Consider the following 23,244-nt stretch of genomic DNA (forward strand, 5'->3'; position numbering starts at 1 on the left):
GAACAAATAACCGCGCCGCAGCCTGCTGCCGACGCCTTCAAGGAGCCGCCGTGATCACCACCCCTACCATCCTGCTTGTCGAACCCACGTTCTACGATGTGTCGTACAGCATCAACCCGTGGATGGATCCGCAAGCGTGGGCGCGCGATCCCCGCGGCATGCACCGCGATGCCAGCAATGCCTTTGATGCGCTGCACGATGCGCTGCGCCTGGCCGGCTTCGCGGTCGAACTGGCGCCGGGCTTCCCGGGCGTGCCGGACATGGTGTTCCCGGCCAATGCCGCCGTGGTGCTGGACGGCCGCGCCGTGCTGGCGCGCTTCCGCTACCCCCAGCGGCGCGGCGAAGAGGCGCCGTTCGCCAGCATCTTCGAAAGCATGCGCCAGCGCGGGCTGGTCGATGAAGTCATGCAGCTTCCGGACGGCTGCTACCAGGAGGGCGCGGGCGACTGCATCTGGGACGCCAGCCGCGGCCACTTCTGGGCCGGCTTCGGTCCGCGCTCCTCGCGCGAGGCGGCCGATGCCATGGCGGCCCGGTTCGGGCGCGAGGTGGTGGCGCTGGAACTGGCCACGCAGCACAGCTATCACCTGGATGTGTGCTTCTGCCCGCTGTCGGGGGGAGAGATCCTGTACTACCCGCCGGCCTTCTCCGAAGCGTCGCTGCGCGACCTGCGCGCACGCGTGCCGGCCAGCCTGCGCATCGAGGCGACCGAGGACGACCTGCGCCACTTCAGCGTGAACGCCGTCAACCTGCACGACCAGGTCGTGATGACGCGCACGACGCCGCACCTGCGCGCCGAACTGGGCGGGCGCGGCTACCAGTTGCGCGAAGTCGACCTGTCGCCGTTCATGCTGTCCGGCGGTGGCGCCTATTGCATGACCTTGCGCCTGGACCGCAGCAGCGGGACGCTCAACGCGTCTCGCGCGGCAGCGTGAACGGTTGTCACCGGGATTCGGGAGTCCACCATGAAAGACACCACCATGACGCGCTTCCTGGACGCCACGGACGTTGCCAGGCTGGTCGGCGCCATCGGCGTGCCGGTTGCCCTCGCGCAATTGTCCGACCACGTGCGCCAGGATTTCCTGCGCTGGGATCAGTTCGAGAAGTCGGCCCGGCTGGCCAGCCATTCGCCGGTCGGGGTGATCGAGCTGATGCCTGTGAGCGACGGCGTGCAGTATGCGTTCAAGTATGTGAACGGTCATCCGCGCAATGCGCGTTTCGCCATGCCGACCGTGATGGCCTTCGGCATGCTGGCCGAGGTCAAGACCGGCTTCCCGCTGATGCTGGCCGACCTGACCCTGGGCACGGCGCTGCGCACGGCCGCCACCTCGGCACTGGCCGCGCGCGCCATGGCGCGGCCGGACAGCGCGGTCATGGCGCTGATCGGCAATGGCGCGCAGGCCGAGTTCCAGGCGCTGGCCTTCCACGCCATGCTGGGCGTGCGCGAGGTCCGTGCCTATGACATTGACCGCGAGGCCACGGCGCGGCTGGCGCGCAACCTCGCGGCGGTTCCGGGTTTGTCCATCGTTCCGGTCGAAACCGTGCGGGCCGCGCTGGCGGACGCGGACATCGTCACCACGGTGACCGCCGACAAGAAGCAGGCGACGATCCTGACGCCGGACATGGTGCGCCCGGGCATGCACCTGAACGCCCTCGGCGGCGACTGCCCGGGCAAGACCGAGCTGCATCGGGACATCCTGCGCCAGGCGCGCATCGTGGTGGAGTATGAACCGCAGACGCGGCTCGAAGGTGAGATCCAGCAGCTCGCGCCCGACGCGCCGGTCACCGAACTCTGGCAGGTGCTCTCAGGCCGCGCGCCGGGGCGTGCCGGCGCGGACGAGGTGACGATCTTCGATTCGGTCGGGTTTGCGCTCGAAGACTACTCGGCGCTGCGCTGGCTGTACGCGGCCGCGTGCGCACGCCATGCCGGCCGGCAGATCGAGCTGGTGGCGATGCCGCCGGACCCGCGCAACCTGTATGGCTGGATGGTGGACGCGCAGGCGCCGCGCGCGGCAGCACCGCAGGAGACGGCGCTGGCGTGACCGGCCTCGGGCGGGGCGTCAGCCGCCCCGGCCCATCATCAGCTGCGCGCGCAGGAAGCCCTTGACCTCTTCGAGCGAGGGTGTCTTCAGGAACACCATGATGCCCCAGTGCTGCAGCGCGTCGGCCACGCCTTCGTAGGCCTGGCGGTTGGTGATGACCGCAAAGATCACGTGCAGGCTGGAGAAGAAGTTCTGCAGCTTCTCGATGGTGGCGGACTCGGCGTCGTTCAGTTCGTCGACGTAATAGAGCACCACGCGCGGCTGCGCGCTGACCGAGGCGATCACCGTGTCGAGCAGGTCGTCCACCACCGCGGTACGCAGCGGAAGGCCCCATTTGCCGAGCTGGCCGTGGATGCGCTGGGCTTCCTGGTGGTTGGGGTGGAACACCACCAGGTCCAGCGCGTTGCCGCTGGCGGGCGCGTCATGGCCGACGCGCGTCGCCAGCAGGCGGTGCACGGTTTCCTTGTGGATGCGGCGGTGGCCGCCATTGGTCTTCCAGGCGCCGAGCTCGCCGCGCTCGACCATCTTCTGCACGGTGCCCAACGATACGTTGAGCAGTTTTGCCGCGGTACGCGTGCTGTAGTAAGGCTTTTCAGCCAGTGCCGGATCCAGTTTCATCCCATCACCCGAAGTAGTCCCGATCACGGCCCCGCGCTGCGCCAGGCACCTGCGCCGCACGGCCTGCTGCCGTCATCCTGGTTGACTGACCCTGTTCGTCGGCCCGCTCCCTGGCCCGACCGCAGCTGCGTTGCTGCTCTAGTTCTTTTCTTTGTGGCTGTTCTTTGCTGACCGGTCCGTGTGGCTAAGCTGGACCCAATAATATGCCGGAAAGAGCAGAATATCACTGGTCATGAACAATAATCGACTGGCATTTTTGTTCTTTGACACACATTCCGCAATCCGCCGCAATAATGCTCAACCAGGCTGGCCCGCGCAAGCGGTGCCAGTTCCCGTCGCATTGCCGCTAGCGGGCTACAGGCCGTACTTGCGAGTCTTGTCGAACAACGTGGTTTTGGCGACGCCCAGCGCCTCGCTGGCGCGGCTGAGGTTGCCGTCGTGCCGGCGCAGCGCATCGGCGATCAGGGCGCGCTCGAACTGCTCCACCGCCTGGGCCAGCGGCAGCGCCTCCGGTGCGGTGGTGCCGTGGCCCGGATCGCAGCCAAGCCCCAGCACGTGGCGCTCGGCCAGGTTGCGCAGTTCGCGCACATTGCCGGGCCAGGGGTAGGCCACCAGCGTGGCCAGCTCGGCCGGGGTGGCCGGCACGGCGTCGCGCCCGAAGCGCAGCGCGGCCTGCGCCACGAAATGCTCGAACAGCAGCGGCACGTCTTCGCGCCGCTCCCGCAGCGCGGGCAGTTCCAGCGTGATCACGTTGAGGCGGTAATACAGGTCGGAACGGAACTGGCCAGCGTCCGACAGCGCGCGCAGGTCGGCCTTGGTGGCCGCGACCACGCGCGCGTCCACCGGCACGGGTGCGTTGGAACCCAGGCGCTCCACCACGCGTTCCTGCAGCACGCGCAGCAGCTTGATCTGCAGCGGCATCGGCATGCTCTCGATCTCGTCGAGGAACAGCGTGCCGCCTTCGGCGTGTTCCACCTTGCCGATGCGGCGGCGCGCGGCGCCGGTGAAGGAGCCGGCCTCGTGGCCGAAGATCTCGCTTTCGAACAGCTGCTCGGGCAGGCCGCCGCAGTTGATGGCGACGAAGTTGCGCGCATGGCGCTGGCTGGCTTCGTGCAGGCAGCGCGCCACCAGTTCCTTGCCGGTGCCGGTCTCGCCGTGGATCAGTACGTTGGCCGCCGTGTCGGCCAGGTCCGCGATCAGCCGGCGCAGCCTTTCGATCGCGGGCGAGTGGCCGATCAGCCGGGCCTCGAGCCTGTCACGGCCGGCCAGGCGCTCGCGCAGCGACGCCACCTCCAGCGTCAGGCGGCGCTGTTCCAGCGCGCGGCGCGTGGCGTCCACCAGCTGCTCGGGCGAGAACGGCTTTTCCAGGAAATCATAGGCGCCTTGCTTCATCGCCTGCACGGCCAGGCCGACGTCGCCATGCCCCGTGATCATGATCACCGGCAGCGCCGGGTCGCGCGCGCGCAGTTGCGCGAGCAGGGCCATGCCGTCGATGCCGGGCAGGCGGATGTCGCTGACCACGATGCCGGGCCAGCCCGCCGCGGTCTCGCGCAGCGCGGCCTCGGCACTGGCCACGCCGCGCGTGGCAATGCCTTCCAGGCCAAGCGCCTGCTCGCAGCCCAGGCGCACGTCGGCATCGTCCTCGACGATCAGTACAGTCAGCTCAGCTGGCATGAGGGGCTTCCTGGCGGACCAGCGGCAGGACCAGCGTGAAGCACGCGCCGCCGTCCGGATGATTGGAGGCGGACAGGCTGCCGCCGCTTTCGTTGAGGATGCCTGCCGAGAGCGTGAGGCCCAGGCCCAGGCCCTCGCCGGCAGGCTTGGTCGTGAAGAACGGCTCGAACAGCCGCGAGAACGCTTCTTCCGACAGGCCGGGGCCGTTGTCGCGCACGGTCAGGTGCGCCGTGCCGCCGCTCACATGGGCATGCAGCGACACCATCGGCTGTTCGCGCCCCGATACGGCGTCAAGCGCGTTGCCGATCAGGTTGACCAGCACCTGCTCGAGCCGGTTCGGGTCGCAGGCCACCAGCAGCCCCGGCTCGATCTCGCGCTGCAGCCGCGGGTGCGCGGCCTCGACGCGGGTATCGAGCAGGAACAGCGCGTTGTCCACCGCCTGCGCCAGCTCGGCCTGGCGCAGGCCGTTGCCGGGCTTGCGCGCGAACGACTTGAGCGCGCCGGTGATGCGTCCCATCCGTTCCACCAGGCCGATGATCGTGCCGAGGTTGGCGCGCACCGTGTCATAGTCGCCGCGGTCGAGGAACTTGCCGGTATTGCCGGAAATCGTGCGCAGTGCCGCCAGCGGCTGGTTGAGTTCATGCGCGATGCCGGTCGACATCTGCCCCACCGCGGCCAGCTTGCCGGCCTGCAGCAGGCCGTCCTGGGCCTGGCGCAGCACGGCCTCGGTGCGGATGCGCTCGCTGACCTCGGCCTGCAGGCGCTGGTTGGTGGTCGACAGGTCGGCGGTGCGCTCCGCCACCTTGCGCTCCAGTTCGCTGTTGGCGGCTTCGAGCGCGGCGCGCGCGGCCAGCCGCTCGCCGATGATGCGCCGGCGCACGTTCCAGGCCGCGCCCAGCAGCAGCACGAACGCCGTCAGCACGCCGGCCAGCGCCGCGCTGTTGAGTGCCGCGACGCGCGCCTGCGAGGTATTGGACAGCAGCGTGAGGTGCCAGTCGGTGCCCGGCAGCGCGGCCTGCTGCGCGAGCATCGGCGGGCCCTGGCGCAGCCGCACCAGGCGGTCGCTGCCATTGCCATTGCCATTGCCGAGCAGGCGCACTTCCGACAGCGGCAGTTGCGGCAGCGGCGCGCGGTTGTATTGCAGGCTGCGCGCGAGCCGCTCGCGTACATCGGGCGATAGAGGGTGCAGTGCCGCAAGTTTCCAGGATGGGTCCGAGGCCAGGATCACCACGCCGTTCTCGTCCGCGAGCAGCATCTGGCTGTCGGCGCCCTGCCAGCGGTTTTCCAGCGGCTCCAGGCCGATCTTGACCACGGCCACGCCGTCGGGGTTGTCGCGCTCGCCCAGCGGCGCGGACAGGTAGTAGCCCGACTCGCTGCGCGTGGTGCCCACGCCGTAGAAGCGGCCGAGCTGGCCTTCCATGGCGGTACGGAAGTACGGGCGGAAGCTCAGGTCCTCGCCCAGGTAGCTGTCGGGCCGCTGCCAGTTGCTCGTGGCCAGCACCTTGCCGCGCGCATCGAGCACATAGACCGCGCGGGTGCCGGCGCGCGTGTTGAGGGCGGACAGGTAGTCGTTGGCGCGCGCCGCCGCGGCGCTGTCGCCGGGCTGGCGCAAAAGCGTGCCGATGCGCTCGTCCAGCGTCAGCAGCCCCGGCACGTAGTCGTAGTGCGCCAGTTCGCTTTCCAGCGCCTGCGCGTACAGGCGCAGCTGCACCTGTCCGCGCTCGGCCTGCCGTGCCAGCGCGGTGTCATAGCTGAAGCGGTAGCCCAGCCACCCGGCCAGGCCGACCAGCACGGCCAGCGCCAGCAGCGCGAGCAGCGGCGCGGCGCCGCGCAGGGCGGGGGAGCGGGGGGCAGGGTGGCGGGCGGGGTCGTGGAACGGATCGGGCTGGCCGGTCATGAAGTGCTGGGTAAGGCTGCTGATATGCGGCGCCGCAAGGCTGGCGGGCGCCTACTTTTACCACACCGTGGAGACACAAAAACAAAAAAGGGAGGGGCTGGCCCAGGCTCCTGCCGGCGGCGCCATGTAGCGCGGCTTCGCGGCCCGCGGCCTTGCGGCGAACTTCCGAACCCACTGTGGCTCAGACCGTTATGGGCAGCAGCAGTCAGGCGTCGGCGTCGACGCATGGGGAGGGGCCATGAAACTGGCGGGCGAGACAGCGCTTGTGACTGGCAGTGCGAGTGGGATCGGCCGTGCCATCGCGTTGCGCTTCACGCAGGAGGGCGCCAACGTTGTGCTGGCGGTACACCGTGTCGATAACCGCGCCGAACAAGCCTTGCAGGCGTGCGATCCACGGGACGCAGGGGATGGCTGGTGGCCGGCGACATCGGCCAGGTCGCGGATATCGGCCACATGATGGCGGGAGCGCTGGTATGCGGAGCAATGATGCCCGTCGTGGCCGGCTGACGTTGCACGGTGCCTCGCGCGGCGCCTGAACGGTTGACTACTGGCCCCCAGCGCACCTGTGGGCGGCGTTCAGGGCCGCTTTGATGCCGCTCGCAGCGAATGCAACTGCGCCGTCAGCCACACTGCGCTTGGCTGTGCCGCCGCGTTGCCGCATTGAACCAGATACGGCTTGCCGGAAAAGCTGCTCTTGCTACCGGCGAGTTCGATGAACTGTTCAGTGCTCACTAACGTGGTCCGGTCTTCGATGTAATGGAGCTTGGTGAGCAAATGGGATTTCGCTTCCGATGCCGTGTGCCACACGCCATTGCGGTTGAACCGGCACCCCGATGTTTCCAGGCGGGAAAGCAGTGATGTAATTTCCAACTGCACAGCGGGCCTGGCCTCGCCGGCCGCGACCATCGTGGCCATGCTCATGGCCAACGCAAACAGAGTATTGCGAACATGCAATGACACAGCACTCTCTCATTTTGGACGTAGCGCGGGCGTTACCTTGGCGTGCCGAACGAGTCCGATATTGAACCCAGATCGGTGACACGGCAAGCTACGAAAGTACCTTGGAAGCAGAGCCGGTCATTCGTGCTACGGCCTGTTGGGCTATTCGCCGGGAATTACCGCGGGGAGAAACTCAGGCGATCGTGCCAGGTGCGCAATTCCGCGGCGCGGAAGGATTGGAACTTCCCACCAAGCGCCAGGAGAAGATCGGATTGCGATGTCCCGAGCATGGTCGCAGCCTCGGAGATTGTCAGTCCGGTGACACGAATCCGGTTGGTGATGTCCTGCACAATTCCCGCCTTGACGGGGATCTCTTCGGCGTCCGCGAAGCCAAGCTGCGCATAAACATTGCTCTTTCCATATACGAAGCGAAACATGTGGACTCCTTTGCTTATCCCTCGACAACAACCCCTTTCTGCATTGGCTGATGGTGGGTGAGGCCGCGATTATTGCGGGAGGCCAATGTAAAGACAATCTCGGGGAAACACCGATCTGGTGCAGAGCCTCCTGGGCCCTGGCAGTCATCACAGTGACACAATGCGTGCGCCGTCACCGCATGGCACAGGCTGCCCGCCCCTCGATTCGAAGCCGCGCACTGAAATCGGGAGAACGCTTTCGGATCCCTCAGATCGCCTGCAAGTTGGGAAGGAGTCGGTCGAACTCCTGCTTGACGACGGTGTAGCACTCGCACACGCGAGCCTCCAGGCCAGCCCGGTCCAGCACGTCGATGCACCCGTGGTGATAATGGATCAGGCCTGCCTCCTGTAATTTCAGCGCTGCCTCGGTCACGCCTGCCCTGCGCACGCCCAGCATGTTGGCGATCAGCTCTTGCGTCATGCGAAGCTTATTGGTGGGCAAACGGTCCAGGCTCAGCAGGAGCCAGCGGCAAAGCTGCTGGTCAATGGAGTGATGCCGGTTACAGACAGCGGTCTGCGCCATCTGCGTAATCAGTGCCTGCGTATAGCGCAGGAGCAGCCGCTGCATTGGCCCGCCACGGTTGAACTCCGCTTTCATTGCCGCGCGGTCGAGCATGAAGCCCGCGCCCGCACTCTGCACGATAGCGCGGCTCGGCATGGTTTCTCCACCCATGAAGATGGCGATTCCGACGACGCCTTCGTTTCCTACGATGGCGATCTCGGCCGACGAGCCGTTCTCCATGACATAGAGCAACGACACGATCGACGTGGTGGGGAAAAAGGCATAGTCCAGGCGGTCGCCGGACTCGTAGATCGCGCTGCCCAGCGGAAGATCAACGGGCATCAGTTGTGCCGCCAGGCGAGACCATTCTGACTCTGGCAGAACGGACAAGAGATGATTCCCTCGCGGAGCGTCCAAGTGCAGCATATCTCGCTTCCCTTGTGCAATCGCGTGTCGATGGTGAAACGAGAAACAGGCCATGCAAGCATCGGGATTCCAATATATACCTTCGGCAAGAACGGATGGGTGCGTCACGCGCCCCTTGCCCAAGGTAATGTGGCCGATCGGATTCTTCGAACACGCAAAAATTGCACGACTTGCACGATAGCGTACCGACAGGTCGCAGGCGATCTCTTATTGTGGCTGCATCGATTCTGTCCTGTGACCGTGGCGTGGAGGTTGCGCACCGAACAAGACGCCGTGGATGCGCAGGAGATAGGGGGTTGTATGGCTATCCAGCATGCAGGTCACAGCGTGATTCTCTTCCCGGCGTTGAATGGCGGTTGGTGCTTTGCCGAGGTCGATGGCGCATCGGTCTATCGCTTTGGTCCCTTCGATTCCCATCAGGTCGCCGACGAACTCGTTTCGGTCCTGTTTCCCGAAGTGCCCAGGATCGAGCTCAGCGATTCATCCGAAGTTCTGGACGACAGCGCACTGATGATTCGCGGGAACGCGGAACGAATGACAAATAGCACGTGGTCGTCAGTCCGGGCTTCCCGCACGAACTCGTGATCGAAAGATCCCCAAATGAGGCATGTGATGCGAATCGAAGATGCAGAGGTGGTTGGCAGCGGCGGTCTTTCCAGCCAGTGGGCGAAACAGGCGGATAACGAGCGTATCAGCGCGGTCGCCGCGTTATTGATGCCGTTAAGCCAGGCGTTGGATGGCGGAGACCCCTGGCCGTGGGCCCGGCGGCTGCACGACGTTGCGAGCGGCCAGGAACTTTCGGATGAAGCCTGCGCGGCATTCTGCCAGCAATGGCTTCGCACCAGCGAACCCACCCTGGAAAACCTGTACGCCTTTGTCTATGGGATTGCCGAGGCCACTTGGTAGAGGGTTACGCAAGGTGCGGTAGAAACGAACGCCTTCAATGCTGCGGAGGTTCGCCGCGCGCCTGACGGATTGCGGTTCAAGTAATCCTGCATGCCCTGGCGCAAGAGCGTACAGTGAGAGCACGGTCCAACGGAGATGACAATGGACAATTCCCCGAGTGCCAACTACAAGGGCTTCGACCTTTATCCGCTGGTCTACCGCTATGATTCGCCCCGCGAGTGGCATGAGCGGCGGCCTGACCGCACCTACAGCGCTTCCGTCGTCATCTGCCGTGAAGGCGAGGAACCAACCGCTGCCAACGGCAAGGTCTTTGCCTTGGCCGCGGAACAATGGGAAAGCCTTGGCCTCGCGAAGCGCGCGGCGGTCAGGACGGGAGAGCAGATCATCGATGGCCTTGTCCCCGGCCAGAGCATGGGAGGCGTCTAGTATCGGACAACGCTTTGACCGACCTGCCTCTGCCTTCTGCGAAAGCCGCCCATGGCGTCGCGATCCCTCGCGCGTATCAGTGCATCTGCGGCCAGCAAGTCTTCTTCCGCAACAGCCGCTGCCTGGCATGCGAAGCGCCGCTTGGCTACGCGCCATCGCTGCGGGGCTTGTATCCGTTGGAAGCGGGGCCGGAACCGGACACCTGGCGGATCGTCGGCAATGACGCGGCAAGCGCGCTCCTGTACCGCCGCTGTGCCAACTTCACCACCGCCGCGTCCTGCAACTGGCTGATCGAGCCCGACGACGCGGCGCATCCGGACTTGTGCAAGGCTTGCCGGCTCAACCGCACCATTCCGGACCTGTCCTGCAGCGAGAACCTGCCGCTGTGGCAAAACCTGGAAAGGGCCAAGCGCCGGCTGGTGTCACAGCTCATCGGGCTTGGCTTGCCGGTCAAATCCAAAGTGGTGGAGGACCGTGACAGGGGACTTGCCTACGACTTCCTGCGTCGTTTGCCTGGACAGCCGCGTGTGCTGACAGGGCACGTGCGCGGCATCATCACCATCGACCTGGAAGAGGCCGACGACGTGTTTCGCGAGCGCGCCCGCGTCGCAATGCACGAGCCTTACCGAACGCTGCTCGGTCACTTCCGCCATGAGGTCGGCCACTACTACTGGTGGCGGCTGATCATGGGAAGCGACTGGCAGGATGCCGGCCGCCGCGTCTTCGGGGACGACCGGCAGGATTACGCCGCGGCACTGAAGGCAAACTATCGACATGGCCCGCCGGCCGATTGGGCGCAGCACTTCGTCAGCGCCTATGCGAGTGTCCACCCGTTCGAGGACTGGGCGGAAAGCTGGGCGCACTATCTCCATCTTCGCGACACGCTCGATACTGCTATCAGCTTCGGCATCGCGCCGATGCAGGTGGATAGCGAGTCCGAATCCTTCGGCGTACCTGACCTGTGGTGGACCGACGACCCCGACCGGGAAGCGTTCCTTGAGATGCTCCACCGGTGGATCCGGATCACCGGCGTGATGAACGAGATGTCGCGCGCGATGGGCCAGCACGATTTCTATCCGTTCGTCCTGCCCCGGCGTGCCGTCGCCAAACTACACTTCATCCATTGCGCAGTGTCGCGCCTGCCCGGGCTGCCGCAATGCAAGTGTCCGGTATGAGTCCCCTCTGCTCGCCCAAAGTGCGGATCGAGCTGCACGTCGACCTGGCGTACCACATCGATACACCGGGCGCCGACTTCATCTTCAATATCCATCCCGCGCACACGTCATGCCAGTGGGTGTCGTCCGAGCACCTGTCGCTGAGCCAGGCCATCGAGGCTGAAATCCAGACCGATGCGCTGACGGGCAACCGCTACATGCGGTTGCGCGCCCAGCCGGGGGAACTGGCGATATCGTATCGGGCCACGGTCGACCTGCGGCACCATCGGGCCGATCCCGCTCAGTTGCAGGAGATCCCGATCCATCGGTTGCCACTGGAGGTGTTGGGCTATATCTATCCCAGCCGCTATTGCGAGTCCGACAAGTTATTGCGGCTGGCGATGGAAGAGTTTGGCAGCCTTCCCCAGGGCTATCGGCGCGTACAGGCCATCATGGCATGGGTGCAGCGGCAGATCACCTACACGGCGAACGCATCCAATGCGCGCACGTCGGCCGTCGAAACGCTGATCGAGCGTGCCGGCGTATGCCGTGATTTTTCGCACCTGATGATTGCGCTCTGCCGGGCCGTCAACATCCCGGCGCGGTTCACCACCGGCACTGATTACGGCGCGGACCCGTCGCTGGGTCCGCCCGATTTCCACGCCTATGTCGAAGTCTATGTCGGCGACCGCTGGTATATCGTCGATCCGTCCAGAACCGGCATTCCGATGGGTTTCGTACGGATCGGCACCGGCCGCGACGCCGCCGATGTGTCGTTCGCGACGATCTTCGGCGACGTCACGCCGATCTACGCGCCAATGGTTCATGCCATCGCCATCGACGAACCGGCGCAAGGCTTCGTGATGCCGTACCACACGGAGAAGGCCGTCTCGACTGGCAATCGATGAACCCGGTGCGCCGCACGGCTGGCGCGCAGCGCGGAGACTGGAAAATCCCTGGCCGGTTTGTGGCCCGCCAGCTACGTCAAAGCGTCGGTCAAGGGCCGCCACAACTGCGCGGCGTCCGGGTTGCATTCGGGGGATCCCTGCCCTATGGTCATATGGCGAATCCGGCGGAATGTGACTTACGGCGGACGTCGGCTTGTCATGACGAGGCAAGGCGGACAGATAGCGGCACTAGCGGGGAGCTCTCCGTGGCAAATACACCCAAGACGAGCATCGGCGCAGGCACGCCAGCCGCGCCGGAAGGCGCAGAGATGCGAGAGCCGGTGCTGGACGTGGTGGACCGTGTATCCGAGATGTGCTTCGGCCTGTTCATGGCGCTCACTTTTGTGGGCGCGGTGGCGAGCGGCACGGGCGGGCCGAACGCCAGCCGCACCATGCTGCATGCCGCCCTGGGTTGCAACCTGGCCTGGGGGCTGGTCGACGCAGTCATGTTCCTGGTGCGCACGCTGGCAGGCCGCGGCCAGAGGCTCGCCCTCGCGCTGGCCGTCAGGAATGCGAAGGACCGTTCGGTGGCAACCGCTCTCATACGTGATGCCTTGCCACGGAAAATGAGGTCGCTGGTGACCGAGACGGAATTGGAAGCCGTGCGGGCGCGGCTCGCCGCCGACCCGACACTGCCGGCCCGTCCCCGCCTGAACCTGGGCGACCTGCTGGCGTCCGTGCGGATCTTCTGCATTGTCGTCCTGACCACGTTTCCGGTAGCGCTGCCGTTCGTGCTGGTGGCAGACGTGCGCCAGGCACTGCTGATCTCGCGCGTGCTGACGCTCGCCATGCTCTTTATCGCCGGATGGGCGCTGGGCCGCTACGCAGGCATTGGCGGGTGGGCCACCGGCCTGGGCATGATGGCGGGAGGGGCCGCCCTGACTGCAGCTGTCATTGCGCTGGGTGGCTGAGGTGCGTGCCGCGACCTTGCTGCTGGCCCTCACGCTTGCGGCGGCCGGCGCAAGCGCAGAGGAGCCGCCCCAGCCTGCACCGGATGCTGCCCCAATGCCTGCCAGCACGCCTTGGACGTTTTCGGCAACCGGCTACTGGAACATGCCGCGCGAGAGCGGCGACTATCTCAGCGGCATCTTCATTGCTGAAAAATCGCAACTCCACCTTGAGGCAAGAACCAACTACGAGGCGAAGCATTCGCAGTCGGCATTCATCGGCTGGTCATTCGCGGGGGGCGAAGCCATCCAGTTCAAGGCGACGCCTATCGTCGGATTCGTCTGGGGCTCGACACACGGTGTGATTGGCGGGCTCGAGGCCAGCGTGGCCATCAGCAAGTTCGACTACTACATCGAAGCCGAATACCTGGATCCGAACGGGGCAGAACCGGGATACCTCTATGCCTGGAGCGAACTGGGCTACCGCCCCGTCGAATGGCTGAGATTGGGCCTCGTCGCCCAGCGCACGCGGATTTACGGGGGCGACCGCGATCTCCAGCGGGGCGGCTTTTTCCAGGTCACGGTGCGCAAGGTCACCGCTGGTTTCTACTGGTTCAACCCTGGCTCGCACGAGCAGGTCGCGATCATGTCGCTGGGTGTCAGCTTCTAGAGTAAGAGGCAAACTATGTGGATGAACTGGCTTCTTGTCTTTGTCCCGATTGCAATCGCCCTGGAGTTCCTGGCTCCCGACCATCACCTCCTGATATTTGCTGCCTCATCACTGGCCATCCTGCCCCTTGCCGGACGAATGAGCCACGCCACAGAGCAACTGGCGGAACGCATGGGCGAAGCTGTTGGCGGACTGCTCAATGCGACGTTCGGCAATGCGGCGGAACTGATCATCGCGCTGACTGCCTTGCGTGCCGGACTGCATCAGGTAGTAGAAGCGTCCATTGTCGGTTCCATCATCGGGAACCTGCTGCTGGTGTTTGGCGCCGCGATGCTCGCCGGGGGCATCCGCTATCCCGAACAGGCCTTCAATCCGCGTGGCGCTCGTTCCCAGGCGACCATGCTCATTCTGTCGGCCATCGCGCTGATTCTTCCGGCTGCCTTCGAAGCCGTCGAGGGCAAGTCGGCCGTGCTGGACCCTCTCAGCGTTTCGATCGCCATCGTCCTCCTTGTCGTCTACGCGCTGTACCTGGTGTTCTCGCTGGTTACGCACCCGGCGCTGTTCCGCAGCGCGCACGAAGCCGAAATGGCCATTCAGGAAGACACGGAGCACAAGGCACACGCATCCACGGGAGCGGCGCTTGCGATTCTGGCGGCAGCCACCGCGGCCGTTGCGTGGATGAGCGAGATCATGGTGGGTTCGCTCGCCCCCGTGATGCATGAATACGCGCTCAGCGATATTTTTGTCGGTGCCTTCGTGGTCGCGATCCTGGGCAATGCAGCCGAGCATGCATCGGCTATTACCGCGGCAATGAAGAATCGCATGGACCTGTCGTTTTCCATTGCGGTCGGCTCGAGCGTCCAGGTGGCGCTGTTCGTCGCGCCGGTGCTGGTGCTGGCAAGCCATTTCCTCGGTCCGGCGCCGATGGACCTCGCGTTCCGTCCGGCCCTTGTGCTGATTGTCATCCTGTCGGTGCTGGTCACGGCGCAGATGGCGAGCGATGGGCACGCCGACTGGTTCAAGGGCACGCAGTTGCTGGTCGTCTATCTTGCGCTTGCTCTTACCTTTTTCTTCCTGCCGGGATAGGGATGGTTTGTTTGGTGGGAGACTAATGCACCGGCGCGGCGGATCCCTGCGGCGAAAGGTCAAGTTGCATTACCCGCAAAAGACAGTATCCTTGCGACTATCATGCCCACCGCCAAACACTCTTGCGTCACTCGGTTCGCCGGCATCCCTGGCTCGCTGGCCTCCTTCTCGTTGTTTTCCTGACAGTCCAGCTGGCTGCGGCCGCGTACGCCTGTACCGGTAGCCGCTACCAGATGGAAGGCAGCGGCACGGCGGCGGCGATGACCGAATCCTGTGCCGATATGGCGGCTGGGGATAGCGACCAGGGCCCTGACCAGAGCGCGCTCTGTCTGGCGCACTGCCAGGCGGATTCCAAGAGCGCTGACCATGTATCGCCGCAGCTTCCGGCATTCCTGCCGGTGCTGATGAGCGTCATCGAACCCACACGCGTGGTCCCTGTGGAGGGCTGCATTGCCCTGCGCGCCGAGGTGGAGGCGCGCGGCCCGCCACCGCTGAATATCCTTCACTGCAGTTTTCAGACATAGCCTCCAGATCGACGCCCGTTCGGTGCTGCCCAGCTAGATTCGGGCAGCCGTCGTCGTTCATGGAGGCTTCATGCTATTTCCACGTCGCTTGACGCTGGCGCTGCTTTGCGCGCCCGCCTTCGGCCTGGCGGTGTCGCTTGCCGCGGCTGCGCCATCCGCCCCATCCCTTTCCCTCGAGGAAACCGTCGCGCTTGCGACCACCCGCGCCGGCGATGCCGAAATCTCTCCCGGCGCCGTCGAGGCGGCCGTCCAGATGGCGGTTTCCGCCGGCCAGTTGCCGGACCCGGTACTCAAGCTCGGTCTCAACAACGTCCCGGTGACCGGGCCGGACCAGTTCTCGCTCACGCGGGACTTCATGACCATGCGGTCCATCAGCGTGATGCAGGAATTCACGCGCCCGGACAAGCGCCGCGCCAGGGCGGCGCGCTTTGATGCCGAGGCGACTGCCGCCGAGGCCCAGCGCGCGGTCGGACTGGCCAACGTGCAGCGCAATGCGGTCGGCGCCTGGCTCGACCGGTGGTACGCCGAGCAGACGGGCACACTGCTCGGCCATCACGGCCACCCCCTGGACCTGGCGCTGCAGGCGGCGACGGCCGCCTATCGCAGCGGGCGGGGCACGCGCGCGGAGGTCCTGGCGATGGAACTGGAGATCCAGAAGCTGCATGACCGCCTGGACGAAAACCGGGCCGCCATTGCCTCCGCCATGCTCAATCTGGAGCGTTGGATCGGGCCCGCGGCCAACCGCCCGCTGTCCGACCGGCCCCCGCTCGAAGTGCCCCAGAGCGTCCTGCAACTGGCCAAAGGCGGGTTCGACGCGGTGCCTGAGGTCACTGCCGCGCAGCGCGACGTGGCGCTGGCCGAGTCGGAGATCCAGGTGGCAACGGAAGCCAGGACGCCGGATGTCACGGTCGAACTGATGTACAGCCAGCGCGGCCCGGCCTACTCCAACATGGGCTCGCTGAACGTCAGTTTTCCGGTGCCATGGGACCGGGGCAAACGCCAGGATCGCGACGTCAGTGCCAGGCTGGCACAGGCCACCGAGGCGCGTGCCAGGTCCGAAGTCATCCGGCGCAATACCCAGACCACGGTAGGCGTCAAGCTTGCCGAACTGCAGCGCAACCTTGAACGGCTCAAACGCTACGACGAGAAGACTTTGCCGCTCGCCAACCAGCAGGCGGACGCAACGCTTACGGCCTACCGGGCCAATGCCGGATCGCTGCTTGCCGTCGCCGAGGCCAACCATCGCGCCATCGACACGGCGGTGGAGCGGCTGGCGCTGGAGGCCAGGACGGCAAAGCTGTGGGCCGACCTGGCCTTCCTGGTCCCCCTGCCCACCGCGCAAACCGAGCCGGCCGCCAAGGAAACCAAATGAAGAAACCAGTCATTGCAGCGGTGGCCGGCGTGGTTGTCGTTGGCGCCGCCCTCTTTGGCGCCTACCAACTCGGCGTCACGCGCGGCACACAGTCGGCGCAGTCCTCGGCCGCGCCTGGCGCGGCGTCTGCGCTCAAAGCAGGCGACACCGATCCGAAGACTGGCAGAAAGATCCTGTACTGGCACGATCCGATGGTACCGGGCCAGCGTTTCGACAAGCCGGGCAAGTCGCCTTTCATGGATATGCAGCTCGTGCCTGTCTATGCGGACGGGGATGCCGGAGGCAACGGCATCACGGTCGACAGTCGTGTCGCGCAGAATCTGGGCATCCGCACGGCCGAGGTCAAGGCGGGCCGGATGGGCGCCGTGCTCGAGGCGCCTGGCAATGTCGCCATCGACGAACGCAGCGTCCAGGTGATTCAGGCGCGAACGAACGGCTTCGTTCAGCATCTCGCGGTCAAGGCGACCCTCGACCCGGTCCGGCGCGGGCAAGTGCTGGTGACTTTGTACTCGCCCGATTGGGTGGCCGCGCAAGAGGAATATCTCGCCGTGTCCCGCATGGCCGCGGGTGAACCGTCCGACCTGCGCAGCGCGGCCAGGGCCCGCATGCTGCAGGCTGGCATGACCCCGGCCCAGGTCAGCGCCGTCGAGTCATCCGGCAAGCTCCAGCCCAATCTTGGCATTGCGAGCCCGGTCGACGGCCTCGTCACCGAGGTTGCGGTCCGGGAGGGCATGACCGTCTCCCCCGGCATGACCCTGTTCCGGCTGGCCGATCTGGGCCAGGTCTGGGTGATTGCCGAAGTACCCGAGACCCAGGCGCGCGCCATCACGCCTGGACAGACCGTGACGATGTCTGCCACCGCCGCGCCGGAACCTGTGTCCGGCAAGGTCGACGCAATCCTGCCCGACGTCAATCCGGCCACGCGAACCGTCAAGGTGCGCATTGTCCTGTCCAACCAGGGCAGGCACCTGTTGCCGGGCATGTTCGTGACGGTCCGGTTCGACAGCGGCGACCAAAAGGAGGCGCTGATGATTCCGCTCGAGTCCGTCATCCGCACCGGCCAGCGCAGCATTGTCATGGTGGATGCCGGCCAGGCGGGCTATGTGGCAACCGAAGTCAGGACGGGGCGCGAAGCAGCGGGCATGGTCGAGGTGCTGGACGGGCTGAAGGCCGGCCAGAAGGTGGTCACCTCGGGACAGTTCCTCATCGATTCGGAAGCGAGCCTGCGCGGCACGGCCGAACGCATGAGCGCGACGCCGCCGGCTTCGGCAGCGGCGGCGGCGTCGGCGGCGGCGGCCGCGCCCGAGCACGAGGGCGCCGGTCGCATCGAGGCCGTGACGGGTGAGGGCCTGACCATCTCGCACGGGCCGATTCCCTCGGCGCAATGGGGCGCGATGACCATGGATTTTGCCGCGCCGCCCGCCGGCCTGCCCAAAGGGCTCAAGGCCGGTGACCGTGTCCGCTTCCGCTTCCACCTGGACAGCGACGGCCTGCCGGTCCTGTCCTCGGTCGAGCCGGCCGGCACCACCCGCGGGGCACAGCCATGATCGCCCGGCTGATCCTTGCTTCCATCCGCAACCGTTTCCTGGTCCTGCTGGCCACGGTCATGCTGACCGCATGGGGGCTGTGGGCGGTGCGCAGCACGCCGCTCGACGCGTTGCCGGACCTGTCCGATGTGCAGGTCATCATCCGCACGCCGTTTCCCGGCCAGGCGCCGCAGATTGTCGAGAACCAGGTCACCTACCCGCTGACCACCACCATGCTGTCGGTGCCGGGCGCGAAGACCGTGCGCGGCTACTCCTTCTTCGGCGACTCGTTTGTCTACGTGCTGTTCGAGGATGGCACCGACCTGTACTGGGCGCGCTCCCGGGTACTGGAATACCTGAACCAGGTGCAATCGCGCCTGCCGGCCGCTGCCAGGCCGGCGCTGGGGCCGGATGCCACCGGGGTCGGCTGGATCTACGAGTACGCGCTGGTGGACAAGACCGGCCGGCACGACCTGAGTCAACTGCGCGCGCTCCAGGACTGGTTCCTGCGCTTCGAGCTGAAAGCGCTGCCCAATGTCGCCGAGGTCGCCTCGCTTGGCGGGATGGTGAAGCAGTTCCAGGTGGTCCTGATGCCGGACTGGCTGCGCGCCTACAAGCTGTCGCAGGCCAGGGTGCTGGCGGCGCTCAGGGGCGCCAACCAGGAAACCGGCGGCTCGGTGCTGGAGCTGGGTGAGGCGGAGTACATGGTCCGCGCCAGCGGCTATCTGAAGACGCTCGATGATTTCCGGCAGATTCCGCTAGTGACCGGCGATGCCGGCATTCCGGTGCGGCTGGGCGATGTCGCCACGGTCCAGCTCGGCCCCGAGATGCGGCGCGGCATCGCCGAACTCGACGGCCAGGGAGAGGTCGCCGGTGGTGTCGTCGTGATGCGCTCGGGCAAGAACGCGCTGGACACCATCGAAGCGGTCAAGGCCAGGCTTGCCACGCTGCAGGAGAGCCTGCCGGCAGGCGTGCAGATCGTCACCACCTATGACCGCTCCGCCCTGATCAAGCGGGCGGTGGAGAACCTGACGCACAAGCTGATCGAAGAGTTCATCGTTGTCGCGCTGGTCTGCCTGGCTTTCCTGTTCCACCTGCGCTCCGCCCTGGTGGCGATTGTCTCGCTGCCATTGGGCGTGCTGGCCGCCTTCCTGGTCATGCGCTACCAGGGCGTCAACGCCAACATCATGTCGCTGGGCGGCATCGCCATCGCCATCGGCGCCATGGTCGATGCCGCGGTCGTCATGATAGAGAACGCGCACAAGCACCTGGAACACTGGCATGTGGACAACCCCGGACGGGAGCTGACCGGCCATGAACGCTGGAGCGTAATCGGCGAGTCGGCGGCCGAGGTGGGACCGGCGCTGTTCTTCTCGCTGCTGATCATCACGCTGTCATTCATCCCCGTGTTCACCCTCGAGGCGCAGGAGGGCCGGCTGTTCTCGCCGCTGGCCTTTACCAAGACCTATTCCATGGCCGCGGCAGCGGGTCTCTCCGTCACCCTCGTTCCCGTCCTGATGGGCTACATGATCCGCGGCAGGATCCCCGCGGAACAGTCCAATCCGCTCAGCCGATGGCTGATTCGCGCCTATCAACCGGTGTTGGCCAGGGTGCTCGGGTACCCGAAGACCACCGTGGCGATTGCGGCGATTCTGCTGGCCGCGAGCGCCTGGCCGATCATGCGGATCGGTGGCGAGTTCATGCCGCCGCTCGATGAGGGTGACCTGCTCTACATGCCGTCGGCATTGCCGGGGCTGTCAGCCGGCAAGGCGGCGCAGCTGTTGCAGCAAACCGACCGCCTGATCAAGACGGTTCCCGAGGTGGCCACCGTGTTCGGCAAGGCCGGCCGCGCCGACACGGCGACCGATCCGGCCCCGATCGAAATGTTCGAGACCACCATCCAGTTCAAGCCGCGTGACCAGTGGCGCGCCGGCATGACGACCGACAAGCTGGTGGAGGAACTCGACCGCGTGGTGAGGGTGCCGGGCCTGTCCAACATCTGGGTGCCGCCGATCCGCAACCGCATCGACATGCTCGCCACCGGCATCAAGAGCCCGGTCGGTATCAAGGTGGCGGGCACGGACCTGAAGGAGATCGACCGGCTGGCCACGCGGATCGAGGAAGCGGTCAAGACGGTGCCGGGCGTTACCTCGGCACTTGCCGAGCGCCTGACCGGCGGACGCTATGTCGATGTCGACATCGACCGTATGGCGGCGGGACGGTATGGACTCAATATCGAGGACGTCCAGGGCATCGTGTCATCCGCCATCGGTGGCGACAACGTGGGAGAAGTGGTCGACGGGCTGGCGCGCTTTCCCATCAATGTGCGTTATCCACGCGACTACCGCGACTCGGTGGAGCAACTGCGCGCCCTTCCCATCGTCACCGACAGGGGGCAGCAGATCACGCTGTCCGATGTGGCGCGCCTCCGGGTGGTGCAGGGCCCGCCGATGCTGCGCAGCGAGAACGCCCGCCTGTCCGGCTGGGTGTACGTGGATATCCGCGGACGCGACCTGCGGTCGGCCGTTCACGACATGCAGGCCGTGGTGGGCAAGGCGGTGCCGATGCCAGCGGGCTATTCCCTCAGCTGGTCGGGTCAGTTCGAGTACCTGGAGCGGGCCACCGCCAGGCTGAAGGTGGTGGTGCCGTTCACACTGCTGATCATCTTCGTGTTGCTGTACCTGGTGTTCGGCCGCCTCGATGAAGCGCTGCTCATCATGGGCACGCTGCCGCTGGCGCTCATCGGCGGCTTCTGGCTGCTCTATCTGCTGGGCTACAACCTGTCGGTAGCCGGCGTCGTCGGCTTCATCGCGCTGGCCGGCGTAGCGGCGGAGTTCGGCGTGATCATGCTGCTCTACCTGAAGCAGGCCTGGAACGAACGCGAGGACAGGGGCGAAGCCAGCATGTCCGCGCTGCTGGAAGCCATCCAGGAAGGCGCCGTGCTGCGGGTTCGTCCCAAGGCCATGACGGTCGCGGTCATCCTCGCCGGCCTGATTCCCATCATGTGGTCGCACGGCACCGGCTCGGAGGTCATGCAGCGCATTGCTGCCCCGATGGTCGGCGGCATGGTGACGGCGCCGTTGCTCTCCCTGTTTGTGGTACCGGCGGTGTATCTGCTGATACGCCGGCGCCAGACCAAGCCTGTCTCACTTTCCACCCACCCCTCACTTCAAGAGGAATCATCATGAAAACCGTCAAGACGCTTGCACTTGTGCTTGCCCTCGCTGCCGCCCCGGCCGCATTCGCCGCTGGATCCATGGAGGGCATGGACATGAAAGGCATGGACATGAAGCCGTCTGCCCCATCGCAAACCTCGCAGCAGGCGCCGCAACCCGTTGCGGCGGAGATCAGGAAGATCGATACGCAGGCCGGCAAGGTAACGCTCAAGCACGGCCCGATCGAGAACCTCGGCATGTCCGCCATGACCATGGCCTTTCCGGTCAAGGACCGCGCGTCGCTGAAGAACTTCAAGGAGGGCGAGTCGGTTTCCGTCACGTTCGACAAAGTCGACGGCAAGCCGACTGTTGTGGACATGCAGCGAAAATAGGCGCGCAACCGCATCAGCGATACTCGGTTACCCCGCAGGTCGGCGATCAAAAAAAAGCCCGGCTGCCTGATCGGCAGCCGGGCTCCGGCGCGCGCCCTATCGAAACAGGGCGGCTTACTTGCCCGCCAGCACCTGGGCGGATGCCAGGGCAGGGGCGCTGTCCGCGACGGGTTCATCCTCGTCGGACGGCACGGGCGCGCCGATGGCGCCTTCGCTTTTGGCGACGACAGCCGTGGCAATCGCATTGCCCAGCACATTGGTCACGGTGCGACCCATGTCCAGTACGTGGTCGATGCCGAGCACCAGCAGGATGCCGGCTTCCGGCAGGCCGAACATCGGCAGCACGGCGGCCACCACCACCAGCGAGGCGCGCGGCACGCCGGCGATGCCCTTGCTGGTGACCAGCAGCACCAGCAGCATGGTGATCTGCTGGGTCAGCGACAGCTGGATGCCATACACCTGGGCCACGAACAGCGCCGCGAACGAGGTGTACATGATCGAGCCGTCCAGGTTGAACGAGTAGCCCAGCGGCAGCACGAAGTTGGTGATGCGCTCCTTGACGCCGAAATGCGTCAGCTGGTCGATGACCTTCGGGTAGGCCGATTCGCTGCTGGCCGTGGCGAAGCCGATCATCAGCGGCGCGCGCATCAGCCTGAGCAGGCGGAACACGTCGCGGCCCAGGAAGTAGTAGCCGCCCGCGATCAGCGCTACCCACAGCAGCGCCAGCGCCAGGTACAGGCTGCCCAGCAGCTTGGCGTAGACCACCAGGACGCCCAGGCCCTGCGCGGTGATGACGGCCGAGATGGCGCCGAACACGCCCACCGGCGCGAACGCCATCACGTAGTTGGTCACCTTCAGCATGACGTGGCCGAGGCCCTCGATGCCTTGCAGCACCGGCTTGCCCACGCCGTCCTTGACGGTGCCCAGCGCAAAGCCGAAGAACAGCGAGAACACCACGATCTGCAGGATCTCGTTGGTGGCCATGGCTTCGACGAAGCTCTTCGGGAACATGTGCGCGACAAAGTCACGCAGGTTCAGCGCGCCGGTCTTGAGGGTTGACGCGGCATCGGCCGCCGGCAGCGGCAGGTTCATGCCGTGGCCGGGAGTCAGCAGGTTGGCCATCAGCAGGCCGAGCAGCAGCGAGGTGATCGACGCGCCGATAAACCAGCCCATCGCCTTCATGCCGATGCGGCCGACGGCGCGGCCGTCGCCCATGCTGGCGATGCCGGCCACGAGCGTGGCAAATACCAGCGGTCCGATGATCATCTTGATCATCCGCAGGAACACGTCAGTGAGGATGGACAGGTGGTCCGCGATGGATTTGGCGGTGGCGGCGTCCGGCGACAGATTGTGCGCGGCGGTGCCGACCAGCACGCCAAGCAGCATCGCAATGAAGATCAGGGTGGGCAGTCGGTTCAGTTTCATCGTGGGTCAGGCCGTGCGTCCGGTGCCTCGCCCGCGGACGGGGAAGGAGCCGGACGGCTGTATTGCGGGATCGGCCGGGCCGGAACGCTGTGCCGCCGGCAAGGGCGGTGCGTCGCGCCGGCGCGGGCCGGGGACGTTAGCGGGGCAACAGGCGCCGCATTCGCGCCTGGGCGGCGCGGGCAGATTGATTGGCGGGTTCCGTC

Annotated in this window: 23 protein-coding genes; 16 read left to right on the plus strand and 7 right to left on the minus strand. The window is 65.9% G+C overall.

The window, feature by feature from the left end; all coding sequences use genetic code 11:
• The first annotated feature begins 50 nt into the window (after window positions 1-50).
• Window positions 51-932, plus strand: a complete 882-nt coding sequence (locus AC3FNH_RS05145) for a dimethylarginine dimethylaminohydrolase family protein (RefSeq protein ID WP_276099649.1) — start codon at window positions 51-53, stop codon at window positions 930-932.
• Window positions 933-962: 30 nt separating this feature from the next.
• Window positions 963-2,039, plus strand: a complete 1,077-nt coding sequence (ocd, locus tag AC3FNH_RS05150) for an ornithine cyclodeaminase (RefSeq protein ID WP_488719277.1) — start codon at window positions 963-965, stop codon at window positions 2,037-2,039.
• 18 nt (window positions 2,040-2,057) lie between these two features.
• Here the strand turns inward: ocd and AC3FNH_RS05155 are convergent, their stop codons facing one another.
• The 3 genes from AC3FNH_RS05155 to AC3FNH_RS05165 form a co-directional block, all read right to left on the minus strand.
• Window positions 2,058-2,657 carry a helix-turn-helix domain-containing protein gene (locus AC3FNH_RS05155; protein WP_276099651.1) on the minus strand — a complete coding sequence of 200 codons (600 nt, stop codon included), beginning with the start codon at window positions 2,655-2,657 and terminating at the stop codon, window positions 2,058-2,060.
• 354 nt (window positions 2,658-3,011) lie between these two features.
• Window positions 3,012-4,331, minus strand: a complete 1,320-nt coding sequence (locus AC3FNH_RS05160) for a sigma-54-dependent transcriptional regulator (protein ID WP_488719278.1) — start codon at window positions 4,329-4,331, stop codon at window positions 3,012-3,014.
• Window positions 4,321-6,228, minus strand: coding sequence for a sensor histidine kinase (locus tag AC3FNH_RS05165; RefSeq protein ID WP_488719279.1), 1,908 nt, complete (start codon window positions 6,226-6,228; stop codon window positions 4,321-4,323). Before AC3FNH_RS05165 ends, AC3FNH_RS05160 begins: the two co-directional genes overlap by 11 nt.
• A 238-nt stretch (window positions 6,229-6,466) precedes the next feature.
• Here AC3FNH_RS05165 and AC3FNH_RS05170 point away from each other — a divergent pair, with 238 nt between their 5' ends.
• Window positions 6,467-6,685, plus strand: coding sequence for an SDR family NAD(P)-dependent oxidoreductase (locus tag AC3FNH_RS05170; RefSeq protein ID WP_488719280.1), 219 nt, complete (start codon window positions 6,467-6,469; stop codon window positions 6,683-6,685).
• A 119-nt stretch (window positions 6,686-6,804) separates the two neighbouring features.
• On the opposite strand, the gene AC3FNH_RS05175 is transcribed toward AC3FNH_RS05170, so the two are convergent.
• From AC3FNH_RS05175 to AC3FNH_RS05185, 3 genes are all read right to left on the minus strand, one after another.
• Window positions 6,805-7,143: a YfeK family protein gene (locus AC3FNH_RS05175; RefSeq protein WP_276099655.1), complete on the minus strand. Its 339-nt coding sequence runs from the start codon at window positions 7,141-7,143 to the stop codon at window positions 6,805-6,807.
• Between the two features lie 200 nt (window positions 7,144-7,343).
• Window positions 7,344-7,604 carry an XRE family transcriptional regulator gene (locus AC3FNH_RS05180; RefSeq protein WP_276099656.1) on the minus strand — a complete coding sequence of 87 codons (261 nt, stop codon included), beginning with the start codon at window positions 7,602-7,604 and terminating at the stop codon, window positions 7,344-7,346.
• A gap of 247 nt (window positions 7,605-7,851) precedes the next feature.
• A complete protein-coding gene (locus AC3FNH_RS05185) occupies window positions 7,852-8,571 on the minus strand; it encodes a Crp/Fnr family transcriptional regulator (RefSeq protein WP_488719281.1) in 720 nt (239 codons plus the stop codon).
• Between the two features lie 300 nt (window positions 8,572-8,871).
• Here AC3FNH_RS05185 and AC3FNH_RS05190 point away from each other — a divergent pair, with 300 nt between their 5' ends.
• From AC3FNH_RS05190 to AC3FNH_RS05250, 13 genes are all read left to right on the plus strand, one after another.
• Entirely contained in the window at window positions 8,872-9,156 is a 285-nt protein-coding gene (locus tag AC3FNH_RS05190) for a hypothetical protein (protein ID WP_276099658.1), read from the plus strand.
• A gap of 27 nt (window positions 9,157-9,183) precedes the next feature.
• Complete coding sequence (locus AC3FNH_RS05195) at window positions 9,184-9,477, plus strand: hypothetical protein (RefSeq protein ID WP_488719282.1); 294 nt, start codon at window positions 9,184-9,186, stop codon at window positions 9,475-9,477.
• 141 nt (window positions 9,478-9,618) lie between these two features.
• Complete coding sequence (locus AC3FNH_RS05200; RefSeq protein ID WP_276099660.1) at window positions 9,619-9,903, plus strand: hypothetical protein; 285 nt, start codon at window positions 9,619-9,621, stop codon at window positions 9,901-9,903.
• Window positions 9,904-9,917: 14 nt separating this feature from the next.
• Window positions 9,918-11,078 carry a zinc-binding metallopeptidase family protein gene (locus AC3FNH_RS05205; protein WP_488719283.1) on the plus strand — a complete coding sequence of 387 codons (1,161 nt, stop codon included), beginning with the start codon at window positions 9,918-9,920 and terminating at the stop codon, window positions 11,076-11,078.
• Window positions 11,075-11,965, plus strand: coding sequence for a transglutaminase-like domain-containing protein (locus tag AC3FNH_RS05210; RefSeq protein WP_488719284.1), 891 nt, complete (start codon window positions 11,075-11,077; stop codon window positions 11,963-11,965). The genes AC3FNH_RS05205 and AC3FNH_RS05210 overlap by 4 nt, the downstream gene beginning before the upstream one ends.
• A 308-nt stretch (window positions 11,966-12,273) precedes the next feature.
• The gene (locus tag AC3FNH_RS05215) at window positions 12,274-12,915 is read left to right on the plus strand and encodes a hypothetical protein (protein WP_488719414.1); all 642 of its coding nucleotides are present in this window, start codon (window positions 12,274-12,276) and stop codon (window positions 12,913-12,915) included.
• A 16-nt stretch (window positions 12,916-12,931) separates the two neighbouring features.
• Window positions 12,932-13,561 carry a hypothetical protein gene (locus AC3FNH_RS05220; RefSeq protein ID WP_488719285.1) on the plus strand — a complete coding sequence of 210 codons (630 nt, stop codon included), beginning with the start codon at window positions 12,932-12,934 and terminating at the stop codon, window positions 13,559-13,561.
• 21 nt (window positions 13,562-13,582) lie between these two features.
• The gene (gene cax, locus AC3FNH_RS05225; protein WP_488719286.1) at window positions 13,583-14,647 is read left to right on the plus strand and encodes a calcium/proton exchanger; all 1,065 of its coding nucleotides are present in this window, start codon (window positions 13,583-13,585) and stop codon (window positions 14,645-14,647) included.
• Between the two features lie 122 nt (window positions 14,648-14,769).
• Window positions 14,770-15,171 (plus strand): hypothetical protein, encoded by a 402-nt coding sequence (locus AC3FNH_RS05230; RefSeq protein ID WP_488719287.1) that lies wholly within the window; start codon window positions 14,770-14,772, stop codon window positions 15,169-15,171.
• A 70-nt stretch (window positions 15,172-15,241) separates the two neighbouring features.
• Complete coding sequence (locus AC3FNH_RS05235) at window positions 15,242-16,543, plus strand: TolC family protein (RefSeq protein ID WP_488719288.1); 1,302 nt, start codon at window positions 15,242-15,244, stop codon at window positions 16,541-16,543.
• Window positions 16,540-18,090: an efflux RND transporter periplasmic adaptor subunit gene (locus tag AC3FNH_RS05240; protein WP_488719289.1), complete on the plus strand. Its 1,551-nt coding sequence runs from the start codon at window positions 16,540-16,542 to the stop codon at window positions 18,088-18,090. Before AC3FNH_RS05235 ends, AC3FNH_RS05240 begins: the two co-directional genes overlap by 4 nt.
• A complete protein-coding gene (locus tag AC3FNH_RS05245) occupies window positions 18,087-21,257 on the plus strand; it encodes an efflux RND transporter permease subunit (RefSeq protein ID WP_488719290.1) in 3,171 nt (1,056 codons plus the stop codon). Before AC3FNH_RS05240 ends, AC3FNH_RS05245 begins: the two co-directional genes overlap by 4 nt.
• Entirely contained in the window at window positions 21,254-21,616 is a 363-nt protein-coding gene (locus tag AC3FNH_RS05250; protein ID WP_488719291.1) for a copper-binding protein, read from the plus strand. Before AC3FNH_RS05245 ends, AC3FNH_RS05250 begins: the two co-directional genes overlap by 4 nt.
• A gap of 114 nt (window positions 21,617-21,730) precedes the next feature.
• Here the strand turns inward: AC3FNH_RS05250 and AC3FNH_RS05255 are convergent, their stop codons facing one another.
• On the minus strand, window positions 21,731-23,041 hold the full coding sequence (locus tag AC3FNH_RS05255; RefSeq protein ID WP_276099666.1) for a dicarboxylate/amino acid:cation symporter: 1,311 nt from the start codon (window positions 23,039-23,041) through the stop codon (window positions 21,731-21,733).
• Window positions 23,042-23,244: the final 203 nt, after the last annotated feature.

It is taken from the genome of Cupriavidus sp. 22TCCZM01-5, from assembly GCF_057798915.1.

Coding starts and splice junctions, on each gene's coding strand:
- AC3FNH_RS05210 (WP_488719284.1), top strand. CDS start 11,075: ATGAGTCCCCTCTGCTCGCCCAAAGTGCGGATCGAGCTGCACGTCGAC.
- AC3FNH_RS05195 (WP_488719282.1), top strand. CDS start 9,184: ATGCGAATCGAAGATGCAGAGGTGGTTGGCAGCGGCGGTCTTTCCAGC.
- AC3FNH_RS05165 (WP_488719279.1), bottom strand. CDS start 6,228: ATGACCGGCCAGCCCGATCCGTTCCACGACCCCGCCCGCCACCCTGCC.
- AC3FNH_RS05200 (WP_276099660.1), top strand. CDS start 9,619: ATGGACAATTCCCCGAGTGCCAACTACAAGGGCTTCGACCTTTATCCG.
- AC3FNH_RS05255 (WP_276099666.1), bottom strand. CDS start 23,041: ATGAAACTGAACCGACTGCCCACCCTGATCTTCATTGCGATGCTGCTT.
- AC3FNH_RS05155 (WP_276099651.1), bottom strand. CDS start 2,657: ATGAAACTGGATCCGGCACTGGCTGAAAAGCCTTACTACAGCACGCGT.
- AC3FNH_RS05190 (WP_276099658.1), top strand. CDS start 8,872: ATGGCTATCCAGCATGCAGGTCACAGCGTGATTCTCTTCCCGGCGTTG.
- AC3FNH_RS05175 (WP_276099655.1), bottom strand. CDS start 7,143: ATGGCCACGATGGTCGCGGCCGGCGAGGCCAGGCCCGCTGTGCAGTTG.
- AC3FNH_RS05215 (WP_488719414.1), top strand. CDS start 12,274: ATGCGAGAGCCGGTGCTGGACGTGGTGGACCGTGTATCCGAGATGTGC.
- AC3FNH_RS05245 (WP_488719290.1), top strand. CDS start 18,087: ATGATCGCCCGGCTGATCCTTGCTTCCATCCGCAACCGTTTCCTGGTC.
- cax (WP_488719286.1), top strand. CDS start 13,583: ATGAACTGGCTTCTTGTCTTTGTCCCGATTGCAATCGCCCTGGAGTTC.
- AC3FNH_RS05180 (WP_276099656.1), bottom strand. CDS start 7,604: ATGTTTCGCTTCGTATATGGAAAGAGCAATGTTTATGCGCAGCTTGGC.
- AC3FNH_RS05170 (WP_488719280.1), top strand. CDS start 6,467: ATGAAACTGGCGGGCGAGACAGCGCTTGTGACTGGCAGTGCGAGTGGG.
- ocd (WP_488719277.1), top strand. CDS start 963: ATGAAAGACACCACCATGACGCGCTTCCTGGACGCCACGGACGTTGCC.
- AC3FNH_RS05250 (WP_488719291.1), top strand. CDS start 21,254: ATGAAAACCGTCAAGACGCTTGCACTTGTGCTTGCCCTCGCTGCCGCC.
- AC3FNH_RS05185 (WP_488719281.1), bottom strand. CDS start 8,571: ATGCTGCACTTGGACGCTCCGCGAGGGAATCATCTCTTGTCCGTTCTG.
- AC3FNH_RS05235 (WP_488719288.1), top strand. CDS start 15,242: ATGCTATTTCCACGTCGCTTGACGCTGGCGCTGCTTTGCGCGCCCGCC.
- AC3FNH_RS05240 (WP_488719289.1), top strand. CDS start 16,540: ATGAAGAAACCAGTCATTGCAGCGGTGGCCGGCGTGGTTGTCGTTGGC.
- AC3FNH_RS05160 (WP_488719278.1), bottom strand. CDS start 4,331: ATGCCAGCTGAGCTGACTGTACTGATCGTCGAGGACGATGCCGACGTG.